Here is a 17,873-nt window from a genome sequence, read left to right as displayed (position 1 = left end):
GCGGCTGGTTACCCGGCAGCAGTTCCCAGTTGCGGTTGTCGGTGCTCGCCACGGTGCCGGTGCGCATGATCTTCTTGAGCTCGGTGCCCTGCGTGCCGGTGACCTCGGCCACCGCCTTCTCGAGCGCCAGCTGGATTTCGGACAGCGCCGGGATCGGCACCCACAGCGGCAGTTCCTCGTCGAGCACGTGGTCCTCGCGCACGTAGGCATGGGCCAGCACGTAGTCGCCGAGCTGCTGCCCCTGGCGCAGCCCCGCGCAGTGGCCGAGCATCACCCAGGCATGCGGGCGCAGCACCGCCACGTGGTCGGTGATTGTCTTGGCGTTGGCCGGGCCGACGCCGATGTTGACCATGCTGATGCCGGTGCAGTCCTCGCGCACCAGGTGGTAGCCGGGCATCTGCGGCAGGCGCGGCGGCGGCGTGCCCTGGGTGCCGTCGAGCAGCTCGCCGTACATCGGGCTCGAACCCGCGGTCAGCCCGCGGCGCCGGGTGACCACGTTGCCGGGCTCGATGAAGGCGATGTACTCGCTGTTCTCGTCGGTCATCGCCTCGTGGCCGAGGCGCACGAACTCGTCGATGTAGAACTGGTAGTTGGTGAACAGCACGAAGTTCTGAAACCACTCGGGTGCGGTCCCGCTGTAGTGGCGCAACCGGTGCAGCGAGTAGTCGACCCGAGCCGCGGTGAACAGCGACAGCGGCTGCGCTTCGCCGGGCCGGGCCTCGTAGGTGCCGTTGGCGATGCCGTCGTCCATGGCGCCGAGGTCGGGCAGGTCGAACACGTCGCGCATCAGCGCCCGGCGCTCGGCGCTCATCGTGCCCTCGATGTGGTCGTTCTCGTTGAATGAGAAATGGATCGGGATCGGCTGCGTGCTGGTGCCGACTTCGATCTCGACCTGGTGGTTCTCGAGCAGCAGGCGGAACTGTTCGCGGTAGTAGCGCGAGAACAGGTCGGGCCGGGTCAGCGTGGTTTCGTAGCGGCCCGGCCCCGACACGAAGCCGTAGCTCAGGCCGGCGTTGGCCGCCGGCGTGCGGCGCGAGACCGTGTGCGTGTGGACCCGGACGAAGGGGTAGCAGGCGCGCACCCGGCCCGGCAGGCTTTCGCCGGCGACGAAGCGCTGCATCGCGTCGCGCAGGTGCTGCAGGCCGCCGCTGTAGATCAGGCGGACTTGTTCAAGGGCGGTGTCGGGATCGGTGAAGCGGGCGGGCGCGATGAAGGCGGGCATGTACGGCATGAAGCCATTGTGGCTCAGCCCGGCATCGGCTCCCGCATCGTCACGAACTCCTCCGCCACCGTCGGGTGGATGCCAATGGTGCTGTCGAAGACCGCCTTGGTGGCGCCGGCGCGCATCGCGACCGCAAAGCCCTGGACGATCTCGCCGGCGTCGGGGCCGACCATGTGCAGGCCCACCACGCGGTCGCTGGCCGTGTCGACGATCAGCTTCATGAAGGTGCGCTCCTGGCTCCCGGACAGCGTATGGCGCAGCGCCCGGAATTCGCTCGAATAGAGGGTGACGGCACCGAACTTCATGCGCGCCGCGGCTTCGGTGTAGCCGCAGGTGCCGATGTTGGGATGGGTGAAGACCGCGGTGGGCGTGTAGGCGTAGTCGAGCCGCCGCTTGCCCTTGCCGAACAGAGTGTCCACCACGGCCATCGCCTCGGCCAGCGCCACCGGCGTGAGCTGCTGGGAGGTGGAGACGTCGCCCACCGCGTAGACCGAGGGCACGGAGCTGCGGTAGCGGGCATCGACCACCACCCGGCCGTGCGGGTCGAGCGCGATCCCCGCGGCCTCCAGCCCCATGCCCTGGGTGTTCGGAACCCGCCCGGTGGCGAACAGGATGGCGTCGGCCTCCACCCGCTGGCCACGCGACAGGATCGCGCACAGGCCGCTGTCGAGGCTGCGGATCGAGGCGATCTCGGTGTTGAACCGGATGTCGACGCCGGCGCGCCGCATTTCCTTGGCCAGGAATTCGCGGAGGTCCTCGTCGAACTCGCTCAGCAGGTGCGCGTTGCGCTGCAGCTGGATTACCTCGGCGCCCAGTCCGTTGAAGATCGAGGCGAATTCGCAGGCAATGTAGCCGCCGCCCACCACCAGCAGCCGCTTCGGGAAGGGGTCGAGATCGAACATCGCGTCGGAGACGATCACATGCTCGCGCCCCGGGAGGTCCGGCACGTAGGGCATGCCGCCGGTCGCCAGCAGCACGTGCTGGGCGCTGTAGCTGCGTTCGCCGACCTGCACGGTGTGGCCGTCCAGCAACTGCGCCCAGCCGTGGATCACGGTTGCGCCGGCGCCCTCGAGCAGGCTGCGGTAGACCTCGTTGAGGCGCTTGATCTCGCGCCCGCGGTTGGCCTTCAGCCGGTTCCAGTCGAAGCGCCGCTCGCCGAGGTCCCAGCCGAAGCCGGCCGCCTCTTCGAAAGCTTCCGCGTAGCCGGCGGCGTAGCTGTAGAGTTTCTTGGGAATGCAGCCCACGTTGACGCAGGTCCCGCCCAGTTCGGCGCATTCGGCCAGCGCCACCCGGGCGCCGCGCTGGGCCGCCATCCGTGCGGCGCGCACGCCGCCGCTGCCGCCGCCGATGACGAAAAGGTCGAAGTCGTAGATGCGCATGGGAACTCCTTCGCGCCGACTGTAGCCGGCGCGAGGCGTTGCCGCTGGGCGGCGCCTAAGGGCGGTCCGGCTGCGGCGCGCCTGGCCTGTCGGGCACCGGAATGCCCGAGCGCTGCGGCCCGCGCTGCTGCATCTGCAGCGCGCGCTGCTGCTGCATTTCCTGCGCCTGGCGGACCGCGTTGGCTTGTTGCGCCTGCTGGGCCTGGAGCATCTGCTGTTGTGACTGCATCAGCTGCTGTGCGCGCTGGGCCTGCATCTGCTGCATCGCCTGCAATTGCTGGGCTTGCGCCTGCGCCGCACGCTGCTGGGCCTCCTGCTGCTGGCGCTGGGCCTGCTGCTGCAGTTGAAGTTGTTGCTGTGCCTGTGCTGCTTGCGTGGCGCGCTGCTGGGCTTCGATCTGTTGCCGCTGAGCCTGCTGCATCTGCTGGGCCTGCTGCAACTGCTGCATCGCCTGCAATTGCTGGGCTTGCGCCTGCGCCGCACGCTGCTGGGCCTCCTGCTGCTGGCGCTGGGCCTGCTGCTGCAGTTGAAGTTGTTGCTGTGCCTGTGCCGGTGCTGCTTGCGCGGCGCGCTGCTGGGCTTCGATCTGTTGCCGCTGAGCCTGCTGCATCTGCTGGGCCTGCTGCAGGCGCTGGGCCTGCTGCAGTTGCTGCGCTTGCTGCATTTGTTGCGCCGCCTGCGCGGCTTGCGCTTGCGCCGCGCGCTGCTGCAACAGCTGTTGTTGTTGCATCTGCTGGATCTGCTGAGCCTGTTGAAGCTGCTGCGCTGGCTGCGCCTGCCCCTGGTGGAACTGCCGCAGCGGCATCGCGGACTGGGGCGGGGGCGGCGCGGCGGGGCGACCGAAGCCACCGCGCCCATGGTCGCCAAGCGGGATCGGGGCGCCCATGCCGACCGGCACGCCGCTCAGCTGGTTGGCCGGCAGGCGAACCACATCGCGCCGGCCGACCGGGCCGCGGCCGAAGACGTCGGTGGGCACCACCGTCACGGCGCCGGGCAGTTGCTGGTTGGCGAAGCCGCCTCGGCGCGCCGCGAGCTGCCGCTGGAAGGCGGCGCGATTGGCCGCGTCGACATAGCGCTGGCTGGCGCGGTAGCCCGGTCGCCAGGGTTCGCCGGGCGCGAGCGGAAACCAGCCGACGCCATGGCGGCCGCTGCCGATGGCGAGATTCGCGCCGCCAGCGGCACCGCCCACGAAGCCGACCAGGGCGGGCGCGTACACCGGGCGCACGTGCCGCTGGCCGGGCACCCAGCCCCAGCGCGGACCGATGCGCGCCCATCGACCATAGTGCGCGGGTGCGAAACCCCATGGCGCGGCGTCGATCCAGGTCCAGCCCCAGGGGGCCACGTCGACCCACTGACCGTCGCGGTAGGGCGCCCATTCGGCGTCGACATTGCGCGGATACCAGACGTTGCCGTAGGTCGGATCGTTTTGCCAATCGCCGTAGGCGTCGAGCTGCTGGTAGCCGACCACTTCGCGCGAGACGTAGCGGGCCGAGATCGACTGTTCCTCGACGCGGTCCCGTTCGGCCACCCATCGATCGAAGCCGTTGTCGGCGCGCACCGGTGCGCCGCTCGCGGCAGCCAGGTTGCGGCCCGAGGTGATGAACTGCTGCTGGGCGCCCAGGACCATGGATTCGCCGCCTTCGCCGAACAGCGTGACCCGGCCCGCGGCCACCGCGACACGGGTGGTGTCGGCGGACGGGTCGGTCTCGATCCGGTAGTCGCCGGAGCCTTCGACCACCACCGCGAGATTCGGGGTTTCGACCTCGAGACGCCGGCCGCCGAGCTCCTCGCGCACCCGCAGCTGCAGACCGCCCTGCGATGCCGTGATGCGGGCCGTGTCGTCGTCGAGCTCGGAAAGGGTGATGCCGGTCTGCTCGTCGAGTCGCAGCGTGTCGGCGCCCACGTGCAGTTCGGCCCGTGCATGGTGGTCGGTCCAGAGCCGGTCGCCGGCTGTGAGCGGGCGGTTGGGGCTCAGCTCGAACCACTCGTTCTCTCCGGCCGGCGAGAAGCTGACCGTGCCTTGCTGGAAGTTCAGGCTGCCGACCCGGCCAGGGGGATCTTGCTGGGCCGCCGCTGGCAGGCCGGCCAGCAGCAATCCCAGGCCAAGCAGCCAAGCGGTCGCGCGGCCGGAAAGAGGGGGGGAGCGTTGCATCATCGAAGCTTTCTTTCGTCTCTTCGCAATCAACGCGCGAGGGCGGAGCCGCGCTGGCATCCGCTTCGCAAAGCAGCGCAATATTTCAACACTGCGCGCAACCACATGTAAGCCCCGGGGCCTGGCCCGAGGGCCGAAGCGGCTGTCAGGGAATGGCGCCGGCGACCGCCTTCTGGTGGCTCAGGAAGAAGCGCAGCATTTCGGCGCTGGCATCCGGGCCCGACGGGTCGGTGAAGGAGCCGCGCGCATCGCCGCCCGACCAGGCGTGTCCGGCGCCGTGCAGCAGCCAGTGCTCGACTGTCGGCACGCCATCGGCATCCGCATGGACCTGTCGCGTGAAGCCCCGGCCCTGCGTCGACCGGCATCCGGATGCTTCGATTGGGGTCGTGCGCCGGTCCTGGCCCGCCAGCGCTGCCGCGACCAGCGCCTCGCCGTTGCGGGCGTTCACGGTGCTGTCGGCATCGCCGTGGAAGACGATGGTGGGCACGGTGGGACCATCCGCCCGGTCGATGACCGGCCCACTCTTCATCGCGGCCAACGCCGACATCAAGTCGCTGGCCGCGCCGCTCGGCAACCCCGAGTGCACGCCGACCGCGGCGAACAGGTCGGGGTAGCCGCGCCCGAGGATGTCGGCCATCGCACCGCCGGCCGACAGGCCTGCGACATAGACGCGCGCGGGATCGACATCGTGCGAATCCATGACCGACCGGGTCAGCGCGGCCAGCAGGGCCGGCTCCCCGCGGCCGCGCTGCTGGTGTTGCGGCTTGAACCAGTTCCAGCACCTGGAAGAGTTGGCGTGCTGGGTCTGGGCCGGGTAGAGCACCAGGAAGCCGTGCTCGCGGGCCAGCCGGTTCATCTGCGTGCCCGCGGCGAAGTCCTCCGGATTCTGGGTGCAGCCATGCAGCATCAGCACCAGGGGGCGAGGGCTGTCGGCGCCCTGCTCGGGCACGAAGAGCTTGTAGGCGATCGGCCGGTGCTGGTGGGCGAACAGGCCGTCGATCCATTGCTCGGTGGCCGGTTCGATGCCGCCGCTTTCGTGCGCGGGAACCTCCGACGGCGCCGGCGCCGGCACCGGCTCGACCAGGCGGGCCTCGACGTCGACCACCAGGGTTTCGTCATTGGCCGCGGGCATGCGCGTCTCGCGCTCCGCCGCATCGGGCGTCGCGGCGCCGCCGCGCAGGGCGCGCTGGATCGTCCGGGTGGCTTCCTGCAGGTTGCCCCTTTGGGTGAGGAGGGTGGCCTTGCGCATCAGGCGTTCGAACAGGGGATTCATGAGGAGCCTTCGGAGAGGGGAAAAAATGGATCAACGCAGCCGGCCGGCTAGGGCGGCTTTGACTGCGGCGCTCGCATGCAGGGCACCGAGGACGGTGACCGAAGCGATGGTGTCGAGGGCCAGCTCGGGCGTGACGTCGGCTGAAATGGCGGCGAGCCCGAGCACCCGGATCTCGAGCTTCTCGCCGGCGCGGCGCACCGCTTCGAGGTCGGCGGCGCTGAACTGCTGCAGCCCGAGCACCAGCATCTTGCGGGCGACCACTTGCTTCAGTGCATCGCCATGGACCGCCAACTGGTTGCGGATGGCGGTGCGGATGAAGTCGGTGCGGTTCGAGTAGAAGCCCTCGCCCACCAGCAGGTCGACATGGCCGAGATCGACATAGCCGAGGTTGATCGTGATCTTCTCGGCTTCGGGTGGCTTGGCGCGCAGCGCGGCGGGCACGGGATGACTTTGCATCTCGCCATCCTAACACCATCTGCACACCATCCCGTTGGATGGTTTTTGGCGTTCCGCTAGCCTCCGTAAAGATATTTGGGCAACCAAAGCGTCAAGCCGGGCCAGAGATACATGAACACCATGCACATGATCACGATGAGCATGTAGGGCATCATCCCCGCGAAGATCTGGTTGAGCGTCACGTGCGAAGGCGACACCCCTTTCAGATAGAAAGCCGACATCGCCACCGGCGGCGACAGGAAGGCGGCCTGCAGGTTCACGAACACCAGCACGCCGAAGAGCAACGGGTCGATCTGGAAATGCGCCAGCAGCGGCAGAAAGATCGGGATGAAGATCACGATGATCTCGGTCCATTCGAGCGGCCAGCCGAGCACGAAGATGAGCGCCTGCGACAACAGCAGGAACTGCAGCGGCGTCAGGTCCATCCCCATCACCCACACTTCGATGACGCGCTGGCCGCCGAGCAGCGCGAAGACCGCCGAGAACAGCGCGGATCCCACGAACAGCCAGCAGACCATCGCCGTGGTCTTCGCGGTCAGGAACACGGCCTCCTTGATGCGCTCAAAGTTCAGCGTCTTCGCCTGCCAGGCCATTAGGAAGGCGCCCGCCGCGCCGACGGCCGCCGACTCGGTGGCCGTCGTGATGCCGAACAGGATCACGCCCAGCACGACCAGCGTCAGGATGCCCAGCGGCATGACCGACGACACCAGCAGGCGCAGGATCTCGAACTGCTCGGCGTCCAGCTTCGAGTAGTACCAGCCGAGCAGCACCAGCACGAAGGCGCAGGTCAACCAGAAGCCCGTGTAGAAGGCGGCGGGGACCGCCTGCGCGTGCGGTGCGGCGACCGGCTCGCCGAGCGCCTGCAGGCCTTCTCCGGCGCCGGGGGAGGGGCTGTCAGCGCCGGGCGGCTCCTGAACGCCTTCGGACGAGGGCGGCTCCTGCAGCCCTTCGGCGGGCGGCTCCTGCAAGCCCTGGGCCCGCGGTTCGGCCAGTGCGCTGCCGCCTTGCGGCGCCTGCCGGGACTGCTCGGCCACTGGGAGCGGCGGGTTGGTGTCCTTCTGCGAATAGATCGTCACATACCACCAGACGGAGCCCAGCGTCACGGCCGCAAGAAGCAGCGGCACGAGCGCCTGCGCCAGATAACGCACCAGCATCCACCACGTGATCCGCACGCCGGCGGCTGTCGCGCTCGTCGCGCGTCCGGGCCGAAGCACCGCGGTCGCGAGCGCCGGCAGCAGGCGTTGCGAGTAGCTGGCGGCGATGTGCGCCACCGGGGGTGTTACGGGCGCGCGCTGTGCTTCGGGCGGCAGCTTCGGCGCCACCTTGGGCTGGATCAGTGCCCAGGCGATGACGTAGACCAGATAGAGGAACGCGAGAAAGAAACCTGGAAACATTGCCGCCGCGTAGAGCTTGACGACCGACTGCCCGGCCACCGCGGCGTAGACGATGATCATCACCGACGGGGGGATCAGAATCCCCAGCGTGCCGCCCGCGGTGATCACGCCGGCGGCGAGCCGCGTGTCGTAGCCCGCGTCGAGCATCGGCCGCATCGCGATCACGCCCATCAGCACCACCACCGCGCCAACCAAGCCACTGGCGATGCCCCAGAAGGTGCAGATGATCAGGGTCGCGACCGCCAGCGATCCCGGCACCCGCCGGAACGCGAGCTGCACGCTGTAGAACATCTTGTCGACCAGCGCGCCGCGTTCCATCACGTAGCCCATCAGCACGAACAGCGGGATCGACAGCAGCGTCTCGTTGGTCATGGCGCCGAAGGTGCGCTGCACCATCAGGTCGAAGATGCGGTTGTCGAACCACGGCGCGGCGGGGTCGTAGAACGCGACGAAGCCGAACAGCATGCCCAGCCCCATCAGGGTGAAGGCGGTGGGGAAGCCCAGCATGATGACGACCACGATGAGGCCGAGCATCGTGAGCCCGAGTGCGGCCTGGGTCATTCGCAAACCCTTGCGCCGTGCGCCGCCGCGGTGCGAATCGCCATGAAACGTCTCATGTCGCCTCCCTGCCGCGGTGGCGCGCCGCTTCGTCCACGTCCTTGGCGCGCTCGATGGCGTCGCGCCGCGCCGCCTCGTCCACGAAGGTGCTGTTGGCGAGCTGCTGCTCGATGACGTCCATTTCGCCGGCGTCCTTCAGTCGCGGCGTCCAGGCGCCGGTGCGCAGGCACACCACGCAGCGCAGGATCTCGGCGAGCCCCTGCAGCATCACGATGGCGCCGGCCAGCGGGATCACGAACTTGAAGGGATACACCGGCAGCGGCGTGGCATTGAAGGTCTGTTCGTTCATGGCCAGGGAGTCCTGGTAGTAGCTCCAGCCGGCCCAGGTCAGGGCGCCGATGCCCGGGAGGAAGAAGGCGATGTAGAGCACCAGGTCCAGCGTGGCCTGGGTGCGCGGCTTCATGCCGGCGTAGAGGAAGTCGCCGCGCACATGGCCGTCCTGCGACAGCGTGTAGGCGCCGCACATCATGAAGAGCGTGCCGTAGAGCATGTTGTTCACGTCGTAGATCCACGCCGTGGGCGCGTTGAGCGCATAGCGCTTGAAGACCTCGGCGCACACCACCAGCATGAGCGCCACGATGAGCCATGCGAAAGTCTTGCCGGCCCAGGTGCTCAGGCGGTCGGCGGCATGCAACAGTTGTTGGGTTTTCATCGGCGTCGCGGCGTGCAGCTGGCAAGAAGGAACCTTCCGGGGTCAACCGGAAGGGCTGGCGCCGCGACGGCGGGGGAGGCGCATGGCCGTCAGGCCTTCTTCGCCGAGAAGTAGTGGTTGTAGGCCATCTTGAAATCGACCATGTAGTCGTTCTGCCATTGGCCCGCGGACTGCGCAAAGGCTTTCTGCGAATCGAGCACCTTCTGGAACAGCGGGTTCTCCTTCGCCTTCTGGGCAATGGTCTTGTCCCATGCGGCGAGCTGGGCGCGCAGGATGGCGTCGGGCGTCTTGTAGAACTTGACGCCGGCCTTCTTCATCTCCTGGTAATCCTTGGTGTTGCGGTCCACGGCCTTCCAGCTCATGTCGGCGCTGGCGGCCTGCACCGCGTAGTCGATGATGAACCGAAGCTCCTGCGGCAACGCGTTGTACTTGCCCTTGTTGAATAGGATCTCGAACTGCTCGCCGCTCTGGTGAAAGCTCTGCAGCATGCAGTTCTTCGCCACGTCGGGAAAACCCAGCACGCGATCGCTCGACGCATTGTTGAACTCGGCCGCGTCGATAAGGCCGCGATCGAGCGCAGGCACGATCTCGCCGCCGGACAGCGGGTTCACCGCCGCGCCCAGCTCGGTGAAAATGTCGACCGCGAGACCCACGGTGCGGTACTTCAGGCCCTTGAGGTCCTCGACGCGCGCGATCGGCTTCTTGAACCAGCCCAGCGGCTGCGTCGGCATCGGGCCATAGAGGTACGACACCACGTCCATGTGGATCGACTTGTAGATTTCCTCGAGCAGCGCCTTGCCGCCGCCGTAGTAGTGCCAGGCCAGCACCATGTTCGCATCCATGCCGTAGGCCGGGCCCGAGCCCCACAGCGCGAGCGCCGAATTCTTGCCATAGTGATAGGCCACTACGCCATGGCCGCCGTCTAGCGTGCCCTTGTTCACCGCTTCAAGGAGCTGGAAGGCCGGCACCACGGCGCCCGAGGGCAGCACCTCGATCTTCAGGCGGCCGCCCGCCATGTCGTTGACCTTCTTGGCGAAGTCGTTGGCGTATTCATGGAAGATGTCCTTCGCCGGCCAGGTGCTCTGGAATCGCATCGAAGTGGTCTGTGCCATGCTGACCATGGGCGCGGACAGGGTGCCGGCCGCGACGGCGGCCCCTTTCAACAGACTGCGCCGACGGCTCATTGAGTGCTCTGTCATTGCGTGCCTCCGTGGGTATGCCTGGAAGACACAAACATTTTCTTGCATAGGTGAACTTTTGTGATGAAGAGGGTTTTCACGAACTGCGCAGAATTCGATCTGCGACGGACCGTTTCCCCGAGTGAGGAAGGATTCGGCCCGGCTCTTTTCCCTCCATGTTTTCAAGGACAAGACAAGAAATGACCTCAACCGACGCGACAACGTCTTCTCCGGCTGCGGATCGGGCCGGCGTGAGGCCGGCCGCGGGCTATGCCGGCGACGTCACGCCGGAGCAGGCGGCGCAATGGATGGCCAGCGGCGAGGGTGTCCTGGTCGACGTTCGCAGCGACGCCGAGCGCGAATGGGTGGGCTATGTGCCGGGCGCGGTGGGCCTGGCCTGGAAACAGTGGCCCGCCTTGGCGCTCAATCCGGGCTTCGACGAAGGCTTGCGGGCCGCCATGCCGGCGGGCAGCAAGGCCTTGATGCTGTGCCGCAGCGGCGTGCGCTCGATTGCGGCTGCCAAGCGCGCGACCGAACTCGGCATCGAGGCCTACAACATCCTCGAGGGTTTCGAGGGCGATGCCGATGCGGACGGGCACCGCGGCCGAAAAGGCGGCTGGCGCTTCCGCGGCCTGCCCTGGAAGCAGAACTGAGCCCTCCGCCGCCCCTTCACCGGCCGGCGCAGCCAGGCCCATTGGTGTAACACCGCGGAACCGGCTTTGCCGGGCCGCTGGTGTTGCCCCCGGTAGGGGGTGGGCGCCCGGACACGAAGTGCCGGGCAACCTGGCGGCGAGGCTAAATTTTAGGAATGCGCAGCTTCTGCCCCGGATAGATCTTGTCCGGATGGCTCAGCATCGGCTTGTTGGCCTCGAAGATCACGTTGTACTTGTTGGCGTCGCCGTAGTACTTCTTGGAGATCGCCGACAGCGTGTCGCCGCGCACCACGTCGTGGTACTGGGCCGGATCGGCCGCCGGTGCGACCAGCTTGTTGTCGACCTGGGTCACGTTGGCCACGTTCCCCGCGGCCAGTGATGCCTTTTCGCTGGCCTCCTGCGACGGCGCATTGCCGGACAGCGTGACGACGCCCGTGGCGCCGAGGTAGGTGACCTCCAGGCCGGTCAGACCGAGGTTCTGGGTCTCGATATAGGTCTTGATGGCCGCCGCGGCCGCCTTGTCCTTGTCCGGTTCCGCCGCCTGCGCCGTCGAGCCGCCGAAGAGCTTCTCTCCGGCCTCTTTGATGAAACTCAGCAAACCCATGGTTTTCTCCTTCTGCATTGATGAATCGGACAGGCCACTTTAATGGCGGAAGATGGCGCTTCCGCGTAGGCCGTTATCGCATGTGCAAGCGCCCGTAAGCACAACTCGCAATAATGCCGCGCATGGCATTCCTCGCGATCGACATCGGCAACACCCGCCTCAAGTGGTCCCTCTACGACACCCCGCGTCCCGGCGCGGTGCTGATCGCGCATGGCGCCGAGTTCCTCGATCACATCGAGCGGCTGGCCGAGGGCCCGTGGGCGGAACTGCCCGCGCCCGAGTCGATGCTCGGCTGCGTGGTGGCCGGCGATGCCGTGCGGCGCCGCGCCGAGGAGCAGTTGGTCGAGCGCTTCGAGTGCTCGCCGCGTTGGGTGGTCTCGAGCCTCGCCGAGGCCGGCATCGTCAATGGCTACGACCATCCCACCCGGCTGGGCGCCGATCGCTGGGTGGCGATGATCGGGGCCCGCCATCGCATGATGTCGCAAGGCGCGCCACGGCCGATGGTGGTGGTGATGATCGGTACCGCGGTCACGGTCGAGGCGGTGGACGTCCACGGCAAATTTCTTGGCGGCCTGATCCTGCCGGGGCACGGCATCATGCTGCGCGCGCTCGAGTCCGGCACCGCCGGCCTGCACGTGCCGACCGGCGAGGTGCGCGAGTTCCCCACCAACACCAGCGACGCCCTGACCAGTGGCGGCACCTATGCCATCGCCGGTGCGGTCGAACGCATGGTGCAGCACGTGCGGGCGCACTGCGGCGCCGAGCCGGCCTGCTACATGACCGGCGGTGCCGGCTGGAAGATGGCGCCGAGCATGAACGGCGACTTCGAACTGGTCGACAGCCTGATCATGGACGGGCTGCTGGTGATCGCGCAGGAGCGGCTCCTTCCTGGTTGAATCCGCGCGCGCCTCAGCCCTTCCACAGCTGCGTGGCGGTGTGGATCGTGAGCCCGACGAGCCCGCCAACCAGCGTGCCGTTGACCCGGATGAACTGCAGGTCGCGGCCGATGTTGCGCTCGAGCTCCACGGTCATCTCGTCGGTGTTCCAGTCGGCCACGCGCTCCACGATGTAGCGCCGGATGTCCTCGCGGTAGCGGTCGATCGCACGCGGTGCCGCATCCACGATCTGCTCGTTGATCCAGCGCCGCATCGCCTCGTCGGCCGAGAGCCGGGCGCCGAGCGCGCCGGCCATCGCGACCAGCCTCCGGCGGATGCTCGAATCGTGTTTCGCCAGGTCGTCGTGCAGCCACGCGAGCAATTCGCTCCAGAGACCGTGCAGGTAGTCGCCCAGCGCCGGATGCGCCTGCAGTTCGGCACGGATCGCCTCGCCGCGACGCTGAAACTCGGGATCGGTCTTCAGCCGCTCGACAAAGTCGCTCATGTAGGCATCGAAGCGCAGCCGCAGCGGGTGTTGCGGCTCGGCCGCCATCTCGCCCAGGGTGTGCACCACCGCGGCCACGATCTTGCGCGTCGCCAGCCGGGCCGCCACCTGGTCCAGGCCGACGTAGCGCAGGGTCTTGATCTCGCGCGCGATCGCCTCGGTGATCCGCTCCTGCACCTCGTCGTCCTCGACCCCTGTCGCGACCTGCCGCAGCWGGTCGTCGAGCWGGGCGTGATGGCGGCCGCCGGCCGTCAGGGCATCGAGCGCCTGGCCGGCCAGGCGGGCCAGGTCCACCTGATCCAGCGCGGCCGCCGTCATGCGGCCGAGGAAGTCGCGCACCCGGGCATCGTCGAAGGCCGTGAGCCCGTAGCGCACCGCGGCCACCAGGTGGCCGCCGAGCTTCTCGGCGCTCGCGGGCCGCGAGAGCCAGTCCGCGAGCCGCGCCGCCGGATCGAACTGTGCCAGCTTGGCCAGCACCTGCGTCGTGCTCAGGAAGTTGTTGCAGATGAATCCCGCGAGCTTGGCGCCGATCCGGTCCTTGTTGGCCGGGATGATCGCGGTGTGCGGTATCGGCAGGCCCAGCGGGTGGCGAAACAGCGCCACCACCGCGAACCAGTCGGCGATCGCACCGACCATCGCGGCCTCGGCGAAGGCGGCCACGTAGCCCCAGGCCGGATGGCGGGGTTCCAGCGCCGTCGCCAGCGCGTACAGCAGTGCGGCGGCGCCCAACAGGGCCAGCGCGACACGCTTCATGGCGGGCGCCGAGTCAGCGGATCTCCTTCGTCGCGGCCAGCCCCTGCAGGAACTGCTCGCAGCGCGCCAGTTGCTCCAGCGTCACGTACTCGTCGGGCAGGTGCGCCTGGGTGATGCTGCCGGGGCCGCAGACGACGGTCGGGATGCCGGCGTTCTTGAACAGGCCGGCCTCGGTGCCGAAGGCCACCAGCGTGGTGCGCGACTCCTTTGCCAGCCGCTGGGCGAGCCGGGTCACGGGTTCGTCGGCAGAGCTCAGGAAGCTCGGGATCTCGCAGATGGTCTCGAAGCTGAAGCCGGCGTCGGGCGCGACCTTCTTCATGGCGGTCTCGGTGCGGCTGGCGTAGTCGGTGATTTCCTTCTGCATCCGCGCCGCGTCGGCGGTCGGCAGGTTGCGGAATTCATAGCGGAACTCGGCGTCGCGCGGCACCACGTTGTCGGCGATGCCGCCATGGAACTGGCCCACGCTGGCGGTGCTGTAGGGCACGTCGAAGCCCTCGTAGCGCCGCTCGTCGCGCTCGAAGCCCTCGGCCATGTCGCGCAGCTTGCCGACCACCCGTGCGGCCATCTCGATGGCGTTGACCGATTGCGGCGTCAGCGACGAGTGCGCCTCCTTGCCGCGCACGCAGCACTTGTAGCGGTAGACGCCCTTGTGCGCGATCGCCGGCACCATCAGCGTCGGCTCGCCGATGATGCAGGCCAGCGGCTTGATGCCTTCGTCCTTCATGTCGGCGATCAGTTCCCTGACGCCGAAGCAGCCGACCTCTTCGTCGTAGCTGAAGGCGAAGTGCACCGCGAACGGCGAGTCGCTCTCGATGAAGCGCTCGGCGTTGGCCAGCGCGATCGCGATGAAGCTCTTCATGTCGGCAGCACCGCGGCCATAGAGGCGCGGCTCGATCCGCGCCGCTTCGGCATCGGCGTCATCGGCGGGCCAGTCCTGCACGATCGCCGACAGCGGGTCGACGCTCCAGTCCTGGCCGTCCCACGGCACGGTGTCGGTGTGGCCCGAGACGATCACGCCGGCCTTCTTGCCGGCGCCCAGTGTGGCGAACAGGTTGGCCTTGGTCTTGTCGCCGTTGTAGGTCAGCCGGCTGCGCACGCCGAGGCCGGCCAAGTGATCGCGCGCGAAATCGATCAGTTCGAGATTGCTGTTGGCGCTGACCGTATTCATGCGCAGCAGCGTCTGCGCGAGTTCTAGGCTGCGGGAGGAGAGCACATGTGACATGCGGGGCATTGTCCCGGAAGTCGGGGCTGGCGTGCCGGCGCCTCCGAAGTGTCATGGCGCGGGAGTAGGCTGTGCGGCCGCATTCACCAAGGAGAAGAACCATGACATCCAGCCAGACCCCAATCGCAGCCGCCACGCTGGCCGCTGTGCTTTGCCTTGCGGGCTGCAGCGCGCCGGGTGGCAAACCCACCTCCGGCTTGCCGACGCTGGATGGTCAGCCGCCGCTGGTGGTCGCGCACCGCGGTGCTTCCGGCTATCTGCCCGAGGAGACGCTGGAGGCCTATGCGCGCGCGATCGAATTGGGTGCCGACTACATCGAGATGGACCTGGTCGCGACCAAGGACGGCGTGTTGATCACGCGCCACGATCCCAACCTCGCGATCAGCACCGACGTCGCCAGCCGGCCCGAATTCGCGGCTCGCAAGAAGACCATCCAGGTCGACGGCGAAACGCAGACCGGCTGGTTCAGCAATGATTTCACCTTGGCCGAGATCCAGCGGCTTGGGGCCATCTMTACCGATGCCGAGCGTCCGCAGCAGTTCAATGGCCAGTACAAGGTGCCGACCTTCCAGCAGGTGATCGATCTCGCGAAGGCCAAGTCGCGCGAAAGCGGCCGCAGCATCGGCATCTATCCGGAGACCAAGAACCCGACCTACTTCCGCGACCTGGGCTTGCCGCTCGAAGACAAGCTGATCGCGATGCTCGAGGCCGCCGGCTGGAACAACAAGGGGGCGCCGGTGTTCGTCCAGTCCTTCGAGCCCGGCAGCCTCAAATACATGAAGGCCAAGGGCCTGAAGACCCGCATCGTCCAGCTGATCGATGGCGATGGCATCGACATGAAGAGCGGCGCGATGACCTATGCGGTGCCGGTCGACCGTCCCTACGAATGGACAAAGGCCGGCGACCGACGCAATTTCGACGTGATGGTGACGCCCGCCGGCCTGGCCGAGATCAAGACCTATGCGGACGGCATCGGTCCCTGGAAGCGCTACATCGTGAGCATGAAAGGCACCATCGGGCCCGATGGCAAGCCGGTGGACGTCAATGGCGACGGCAAGATCAACGATGCCGACGCCACGACCCTTGGCCCGACCCCGCTGGTCGCCGACGCCCACAAGGCCGGCCTGTTCGTCCATCCGTTCACCTTCCGCAACGAATCGCGGCGGCTGCCGGCAGACTACAAGGGCGATCCGTCGAACGAGTACCTGGTGTACTACCGGCTGGGCGTGGACGGCGTCTTCACCGATTTCACCGATACGGCACTGGCCGCGCGCGCAGCGTGGTTGAAACAGCAGGTGCGTTGAATCGTCAGTCGCGCGGCCCACGCGGTACGCTCTTTGCGGGCTCCATCCGCAAAGTCTAGACTCGTGCCCATGAAACTCATCGATTCCCTGGTCAGCCAGGCGGCCGGCATCGCCGCGGTCCGACGCGATCTCCATGCCCATCCCGAACTCTGCTTCGAAGAAGTCCGTACCGCCGACGTGGTGGCGGCCAAGCTGACCGAGTGGGGGATCCCGATCCACCGCGGCCTCGGCACCACCGGCGTCGTTGGCATCGTGAAGAACGGCAGCAGCGAGCGAGCGGTCGGGCTGCGCGCCGACATGGACGCGCTGCCGGTCACCGAGCTCAACACCTTCGAGCACGCCAGCAAGCACCACGGCAAGATGCACGCCTGCGGCCACGACGGCCACACGGCCATGCTCCTGGCGGCGGCGCAGCACCTGGCGAAGCACCGCAATTTCGATGGCACGGTCTACCTGATCTTCCAGCCCGCCGAGGAGGGCGGCGGCGGCGCCCGCGAGATGGTCAAGGACGGCCTATTCGAGCAGTTCCCGATGGAAGCCGTGTTCGGCATGCACAACTGGCCCGGCATGAAGGCCGGCCAGTTCGCGGTCAGCCCCGGGCCGGCCATGGCCTCGAGCAACGAGTTCAGGATCAAGATCACGGGCAAGGGCGGCCATGCCGCACTGCCGCACACCGGCATCGATCCGGTGCCGGTGGCCTGCGAGATGGTGCAGGCCTTCCAGACCATCCTCACGCGCAACAAGAAGCCGACCGATGCCGGCGTGATCTCGGTCACGATGATCCATGGCGGCGAGGCCAGCAATGTGATCCCCGACAGTTGCGAGCTCAAGGGCACGGTGCGCACCTTCTCGCTCGAGGTGCTGGACCTGATCGAGGCCCGCATGAAGACCATCGCCGAACACATCTGCGCGGCCCATGAGGCGCAGTGCGACTTCCACTTCCACCGCAACTACCCGCCGACCATCAACTCGGCGCCCGAAGCCAACTTCGCGCGCCGCGTCATGGCGGGCATCGTCGGCGACGAGAACGTGCTGGTCCAGGAGCCGGCCATGACGGCCGAGGACTTCGCCTTCATGCTGCTGGCCAGTCCCGGCGCCTACGCCTTCATCGGCAACGGCGACGGCAGCCACCGTGCCGTGCACCACGGCGGCGGCCCCTGCATGCTGCACAACGCGAGCTACGACTTCAACGACGACCTGATTCCGCTCGGCGCCACCTGCTGGGTGCAGCTGGCCGAACAGTTCCTCAACAGCCCGAAGCTGGCGGAAGGAGCCGCGGCATGATCGGCGTCGGGGAAGCCTTCTCGGCGCGCTATGCCCAGGCGCGGCAGAAGTTTCTGCAGGGCTGCGCCGGCGCCGGGATCGAAGTGCGCTCCCGCGTCCATCCGCTCAAGGGGCGCGATGGCGAGGAACTCGCGATGGACGTCGCGCTCGATGGCGACCCGCAGGCCGAGCGCATGCTGATCGTCACCAGTGCCTGCCATGGCGTCGAAGGCCATTGCGGCAGCGGCGTCCAGGTGTTCGCGCTGCACGATGCCGAATGGCGCGAGAAGGCGCGGCCGGGCGTGGGCCACCAGTGGGCTTACCTGCCGGACGTCGCCGAGACGATCGTGCAACTGGTCGAGCGTGAGGC

General features: G+C 67.8%; 16 protein-coding genes. 5 read left to right on the top strand and 11 right to left on the bottom strand.

What is annotated here, in order from left to right:
- The 8 genes from AC1DY5_RS13595 to AC1DY5_RS13560 all read right to left on the bottom strand — a co-directional run.
- On the bottom strand, positions 1–1,231 hold a 1,231-nt coding region (locus tag AC1DY5_RS13595), incomplete at its 3' end, for an AMP nucleosidase (RefSeq protein WP_478112026.1).
- A gap of 14 nt (positions 1,232–1,245) precedes the next feature.
- Positions 1,246–2,601: a glutathione-disulfide reductase gene (gorA, locus tag AC1DY5_RS13590; protein WP_478112024.1), complete on the bottom strand. Its 1,356-nt coding sequence runs from the start codon at positions 2,599–2,601 to the stop codon at positions 1,246–1,248.
- A gap of 55 nt (positions 2,602–2,656) precedes the next feature.
- Positions 2,657–4,756: a DUF6600 domain-containing protein gene (locus AC1DY5_RS13585; protein WP_478112022.1), complete on the bottom strand. Its 2,100-nt coding sequence runs from the start codon at positions 4,754–4,756 to the stop codon at positions 2,657–2,659.
- Between the two features lie 142 nt (positions 4,757–4,898).
- Positions 4,899–6,026 carry an extracellular catalytic domain type 1 short-chain-length polyhydroxyalkanoate depolymerase gene (locus AC1DY5_RS13580; RefSeq protein WP_478112020.1) on the bottom strand — a complete coding sequence of 376 codons (1,128 nt, stop codon included), beginning with the start codon at positions 6,024–6,026 and terminating at the stop codon, positions 4,899–4,901.
- Positions 6,027–6,056: 30 nt separating this feature from the next.
- The gene (locus AC1DY5_RS13575) at positions 6,057–6,482 is read right to left on the bottom strand and encodes a CopG family transcriptional regulator (RefSeq protein WP_478112018.1); all 426 of its coding nucleotides are present in this window, start codon (positions 6,480–6,482) and stop codon (positions 6,057–6,059) included.
- 56 nt (positions 6,483–6,538) lie between these two features.
- Positions 6,539–8,437 carry a TRAP transporter large permease gene (locus AC1DY5_RS13570; protein WP_478112017.1) on the bottom strand — a complete coding sequence of 633 codons (1,899 nt, stop codon included), beginning with the start codon at positions 8,435–8,437 and terminating at the stop codon, positions 6,539–6,541.
- A 52-nt stretch (positions 8,438–8,489) separates the two neighbouring features.
- Positions 8,490–9,146, bottom strand: coding sequence for a TRAP transporter small permease subunit (locus AC1DY5_RS13565; protein ID WP_478112015.1), 657 nt, complete (start codon positions 9,144–9,146; stop codon positions 8,490–8,492).
- 89 nt (positions 9,147–9,235) lie between these two features.
- On the bottom strand, positions 9,236–10,345 hold the full coding sequence (locus tag AC1DY5_RS13560) for a TRAP transporter substrate-binding protein (RefSeq protein ID WP_478112013.1): 1,110 nt from the start codon (positions 10,343–10,345) through the stop codon (positions 9,236–9,238).
- 179 nt (positions 10,346–10,524) lie between these two features.
- Between AC1DY5_RS13560 and AC1DY5_RS13555 the strand changes: the two genes are divergently transcribed.
- Positions 10,525–10,977 carry a rhodanese-like domain-containing protein gene (locus AC1DY5_RS13555; RefSeq protein ID WP_478112012.1) on the top strand — a complete coding sequence of 151 codons (453 nt, stop codon included), beginning with the start codon at positions 10,525–10,527 and terminating at the stop codon, positions 10,975–10,977.
- A gap of 142 nt (positions 10,978–11,119) precedes the next feature.
- Here AC1DY5_RS13555 and lysM read toward each other — a convergent pair whose 3' ends face one another.
- Positions 11,120–11,581: a peptidoglycan-binding protein LysM gene (gene lysM / locus AC1DY5_RS13550; RefSeq protein WP_478112011.1), complete on the bottom strand. Its 462-nt coding sequence runs from the start codon at positions 11,579–11,581 to the stop codon at positions 11,120–11,122.
- 122 nt (positions 11,582–11,703) lie between these two features.
- Here lysM and AC1DY5_RS13545 point away from each other — a divergent pair, with 122 nt between their 5' ends.
- Entirely contained in the window at positions 11,704–12,477 is a 774-nt protein-coding gene (locus tag AC1DY5_RS13545) for a type III pantothenate kinase (RefSeq protein WP_478112010.1), read from the top strand.
- A 13-nt stretch (positions 12,478–12,490) separates the two neighbouring features.
- On the opposite strand, the gene AC1DY5_RS13540 is transcribed toward AC1DY5_RS13545, so the two are convergent.
- A complete protein-coding gene (locus tag AC1DY5_RS13540; RefSeq protein WP_478112008.1) occupies positions 12,491–13,714 on the bottom strand; it encodes a DUF445 domain-containing protein in 1,224 nt (407 codons plus the stop codon).
- A gap of 13 nt (positions 13,715–13,727) precedes the next feature.
- Positions 13,728–14,936: an acetylornithine deacetylase gene (gene argE, locus AC1DY5_RS13535; RefSeq protein WP_478112006.1), complete on the bottom strand. Its 1,209-nt coding sequence runs from the start codon at positions 14,934–14,936 to the stop codon at positions 13,728–13,730.
- Between the two features lie 101 nt (positions 14,937–15,037).
- Between argE and AC1DY5_RS13530 the strand changes: the two genes are divergently transcribed.
- The 3 genes from AC1DY5_RS13530 to AC1DY5_RS13520 form a co-directional block, all read left to right on the top strand.
- Entirely contained in the window at positions 15,038–16,240 is a 1,203-nt protein-coding gene (locus AC1DY5_RS13530; protein ID WP_478112004.1) for a glycerophosphodiester phosphodiesterase, read from the top strand.
- Between the two features lie 69 nt (positions 16,241–16,309).
- Entirely contained in the window at positions 16,310–17,524 is a 1,215-nt protein-coding gene (locus AC1DY5_RS13525) for a M20 aminoacylase family protein (protein ID WP_478112002.1), read from the top strand.
- On the top strand, positions 17,521–17,873 hold a 353-nt coding region (locus tag AC1DY5_RS13520; protein ID WP_478112000.1), incomplete at its 3' end, for a DUF2817 domain-containing protein. The genes AC1DY5_RS13525 and AC1DY5_RS13520, both read left to right, overlap by 4 nt.

This window comes from Variovorax sp. P4_D9 (assembly GCF_056401695.1).
Note: the sequence above shows the minus strand (reverse complement) of the source record. Positions and strands in the feature narration are given on the sequence as shown.

Excerpts from the sequence above, each read along its gene's own strand:
- lysM (WP_478112011.1), bottom strand. The coding sequence starts at position 11,581 with ATGGGTTTGCTGAGTTTCATCAAAGAGGCCGGAGAGAAGCTCTTCGGC.
- AC1DY5_RS13555 (WP_478112012.1), top strand. The coding sequence starts at position 10,525 with ATGACCTCAACCGACGCGACAACGTCTTCTCCGGCTGCGGATCGGGCC.
- AC1DY5_RS13585 (WP_478112022.1), bottom strand. The coding sequence starts at position 4,756 with ATGATGCAACGCTCCCCCCCTCTTTCCGGCCGCGCGACCGCTTGGCTG.
- AC1DY5_RS13570 (WP_478112017.1), bottom strand. The coding sequence starts at position 8,437 with ATGACCCAGGCCGCACTCGGGCTCACGATGCTCGGCCTCATCGTGGTC.
- AC1DY5_RS13545 (WP_478112010.1), top strand. The coding sequence starts at position 11,704 with ATGGCATTCCTCGCGATCGACATCGGCAACACCCGCCTCAAGTGGTCC.
- AC1DY5_RS13575 (WP_478112018.1), bottom strand. The coding sequence starts at position 6,482 with ATGCAAAGTCATCCCGTGCCCGCCGCGCTGCGCGCCAAGCCACCCGAA.
- AC1DY5_RS13580 (WP_478112020.1), bottom strand. The coding sequence starts at position 6,026 with ATGAATCCCCTGTTCGAACGCCTGATGCGCAAGGCCACCCTCCTCACC.
- AC1DY5_RS13565 (WP_478112015.1), bottom strand. The coding sequence starts at position 9,146 with ATGAAAACCCAACAACTGTTGCATGCCGCCGACCGCCTGAGCACCTGG.
- argE (WP_478112006.1), bottom strand. The coding sequence starts at position 14,936 with ATGTCACATGTGCTCTCCTCCCGCAGCCTAGAACTCGCGCAGACGCTG.
- gorA (WP_478112024.1), bottom strand. The coding sequence starts at position 2,601 with ATGCGCATCTACGACTTCGACCTTTTCGTCATCGGCGGCGGCAGCGGC.
- AC1DY5_RS13525 (WP_478112002.1), top strand. The coding sequence starts at position 16,310 with ATGAAACTCATCGATTCCCTGGTCAGCCAGGCGGCCGGCATCGCCGCG.
- AC1DY5_RS13560 (WP_478112013.1), bottom strand. The coding sequence starts at position 10,345 with ATGACAGAGCACTCAATGAGCCGTCGGCGCAGTCTGTTGAAAGGGGCC.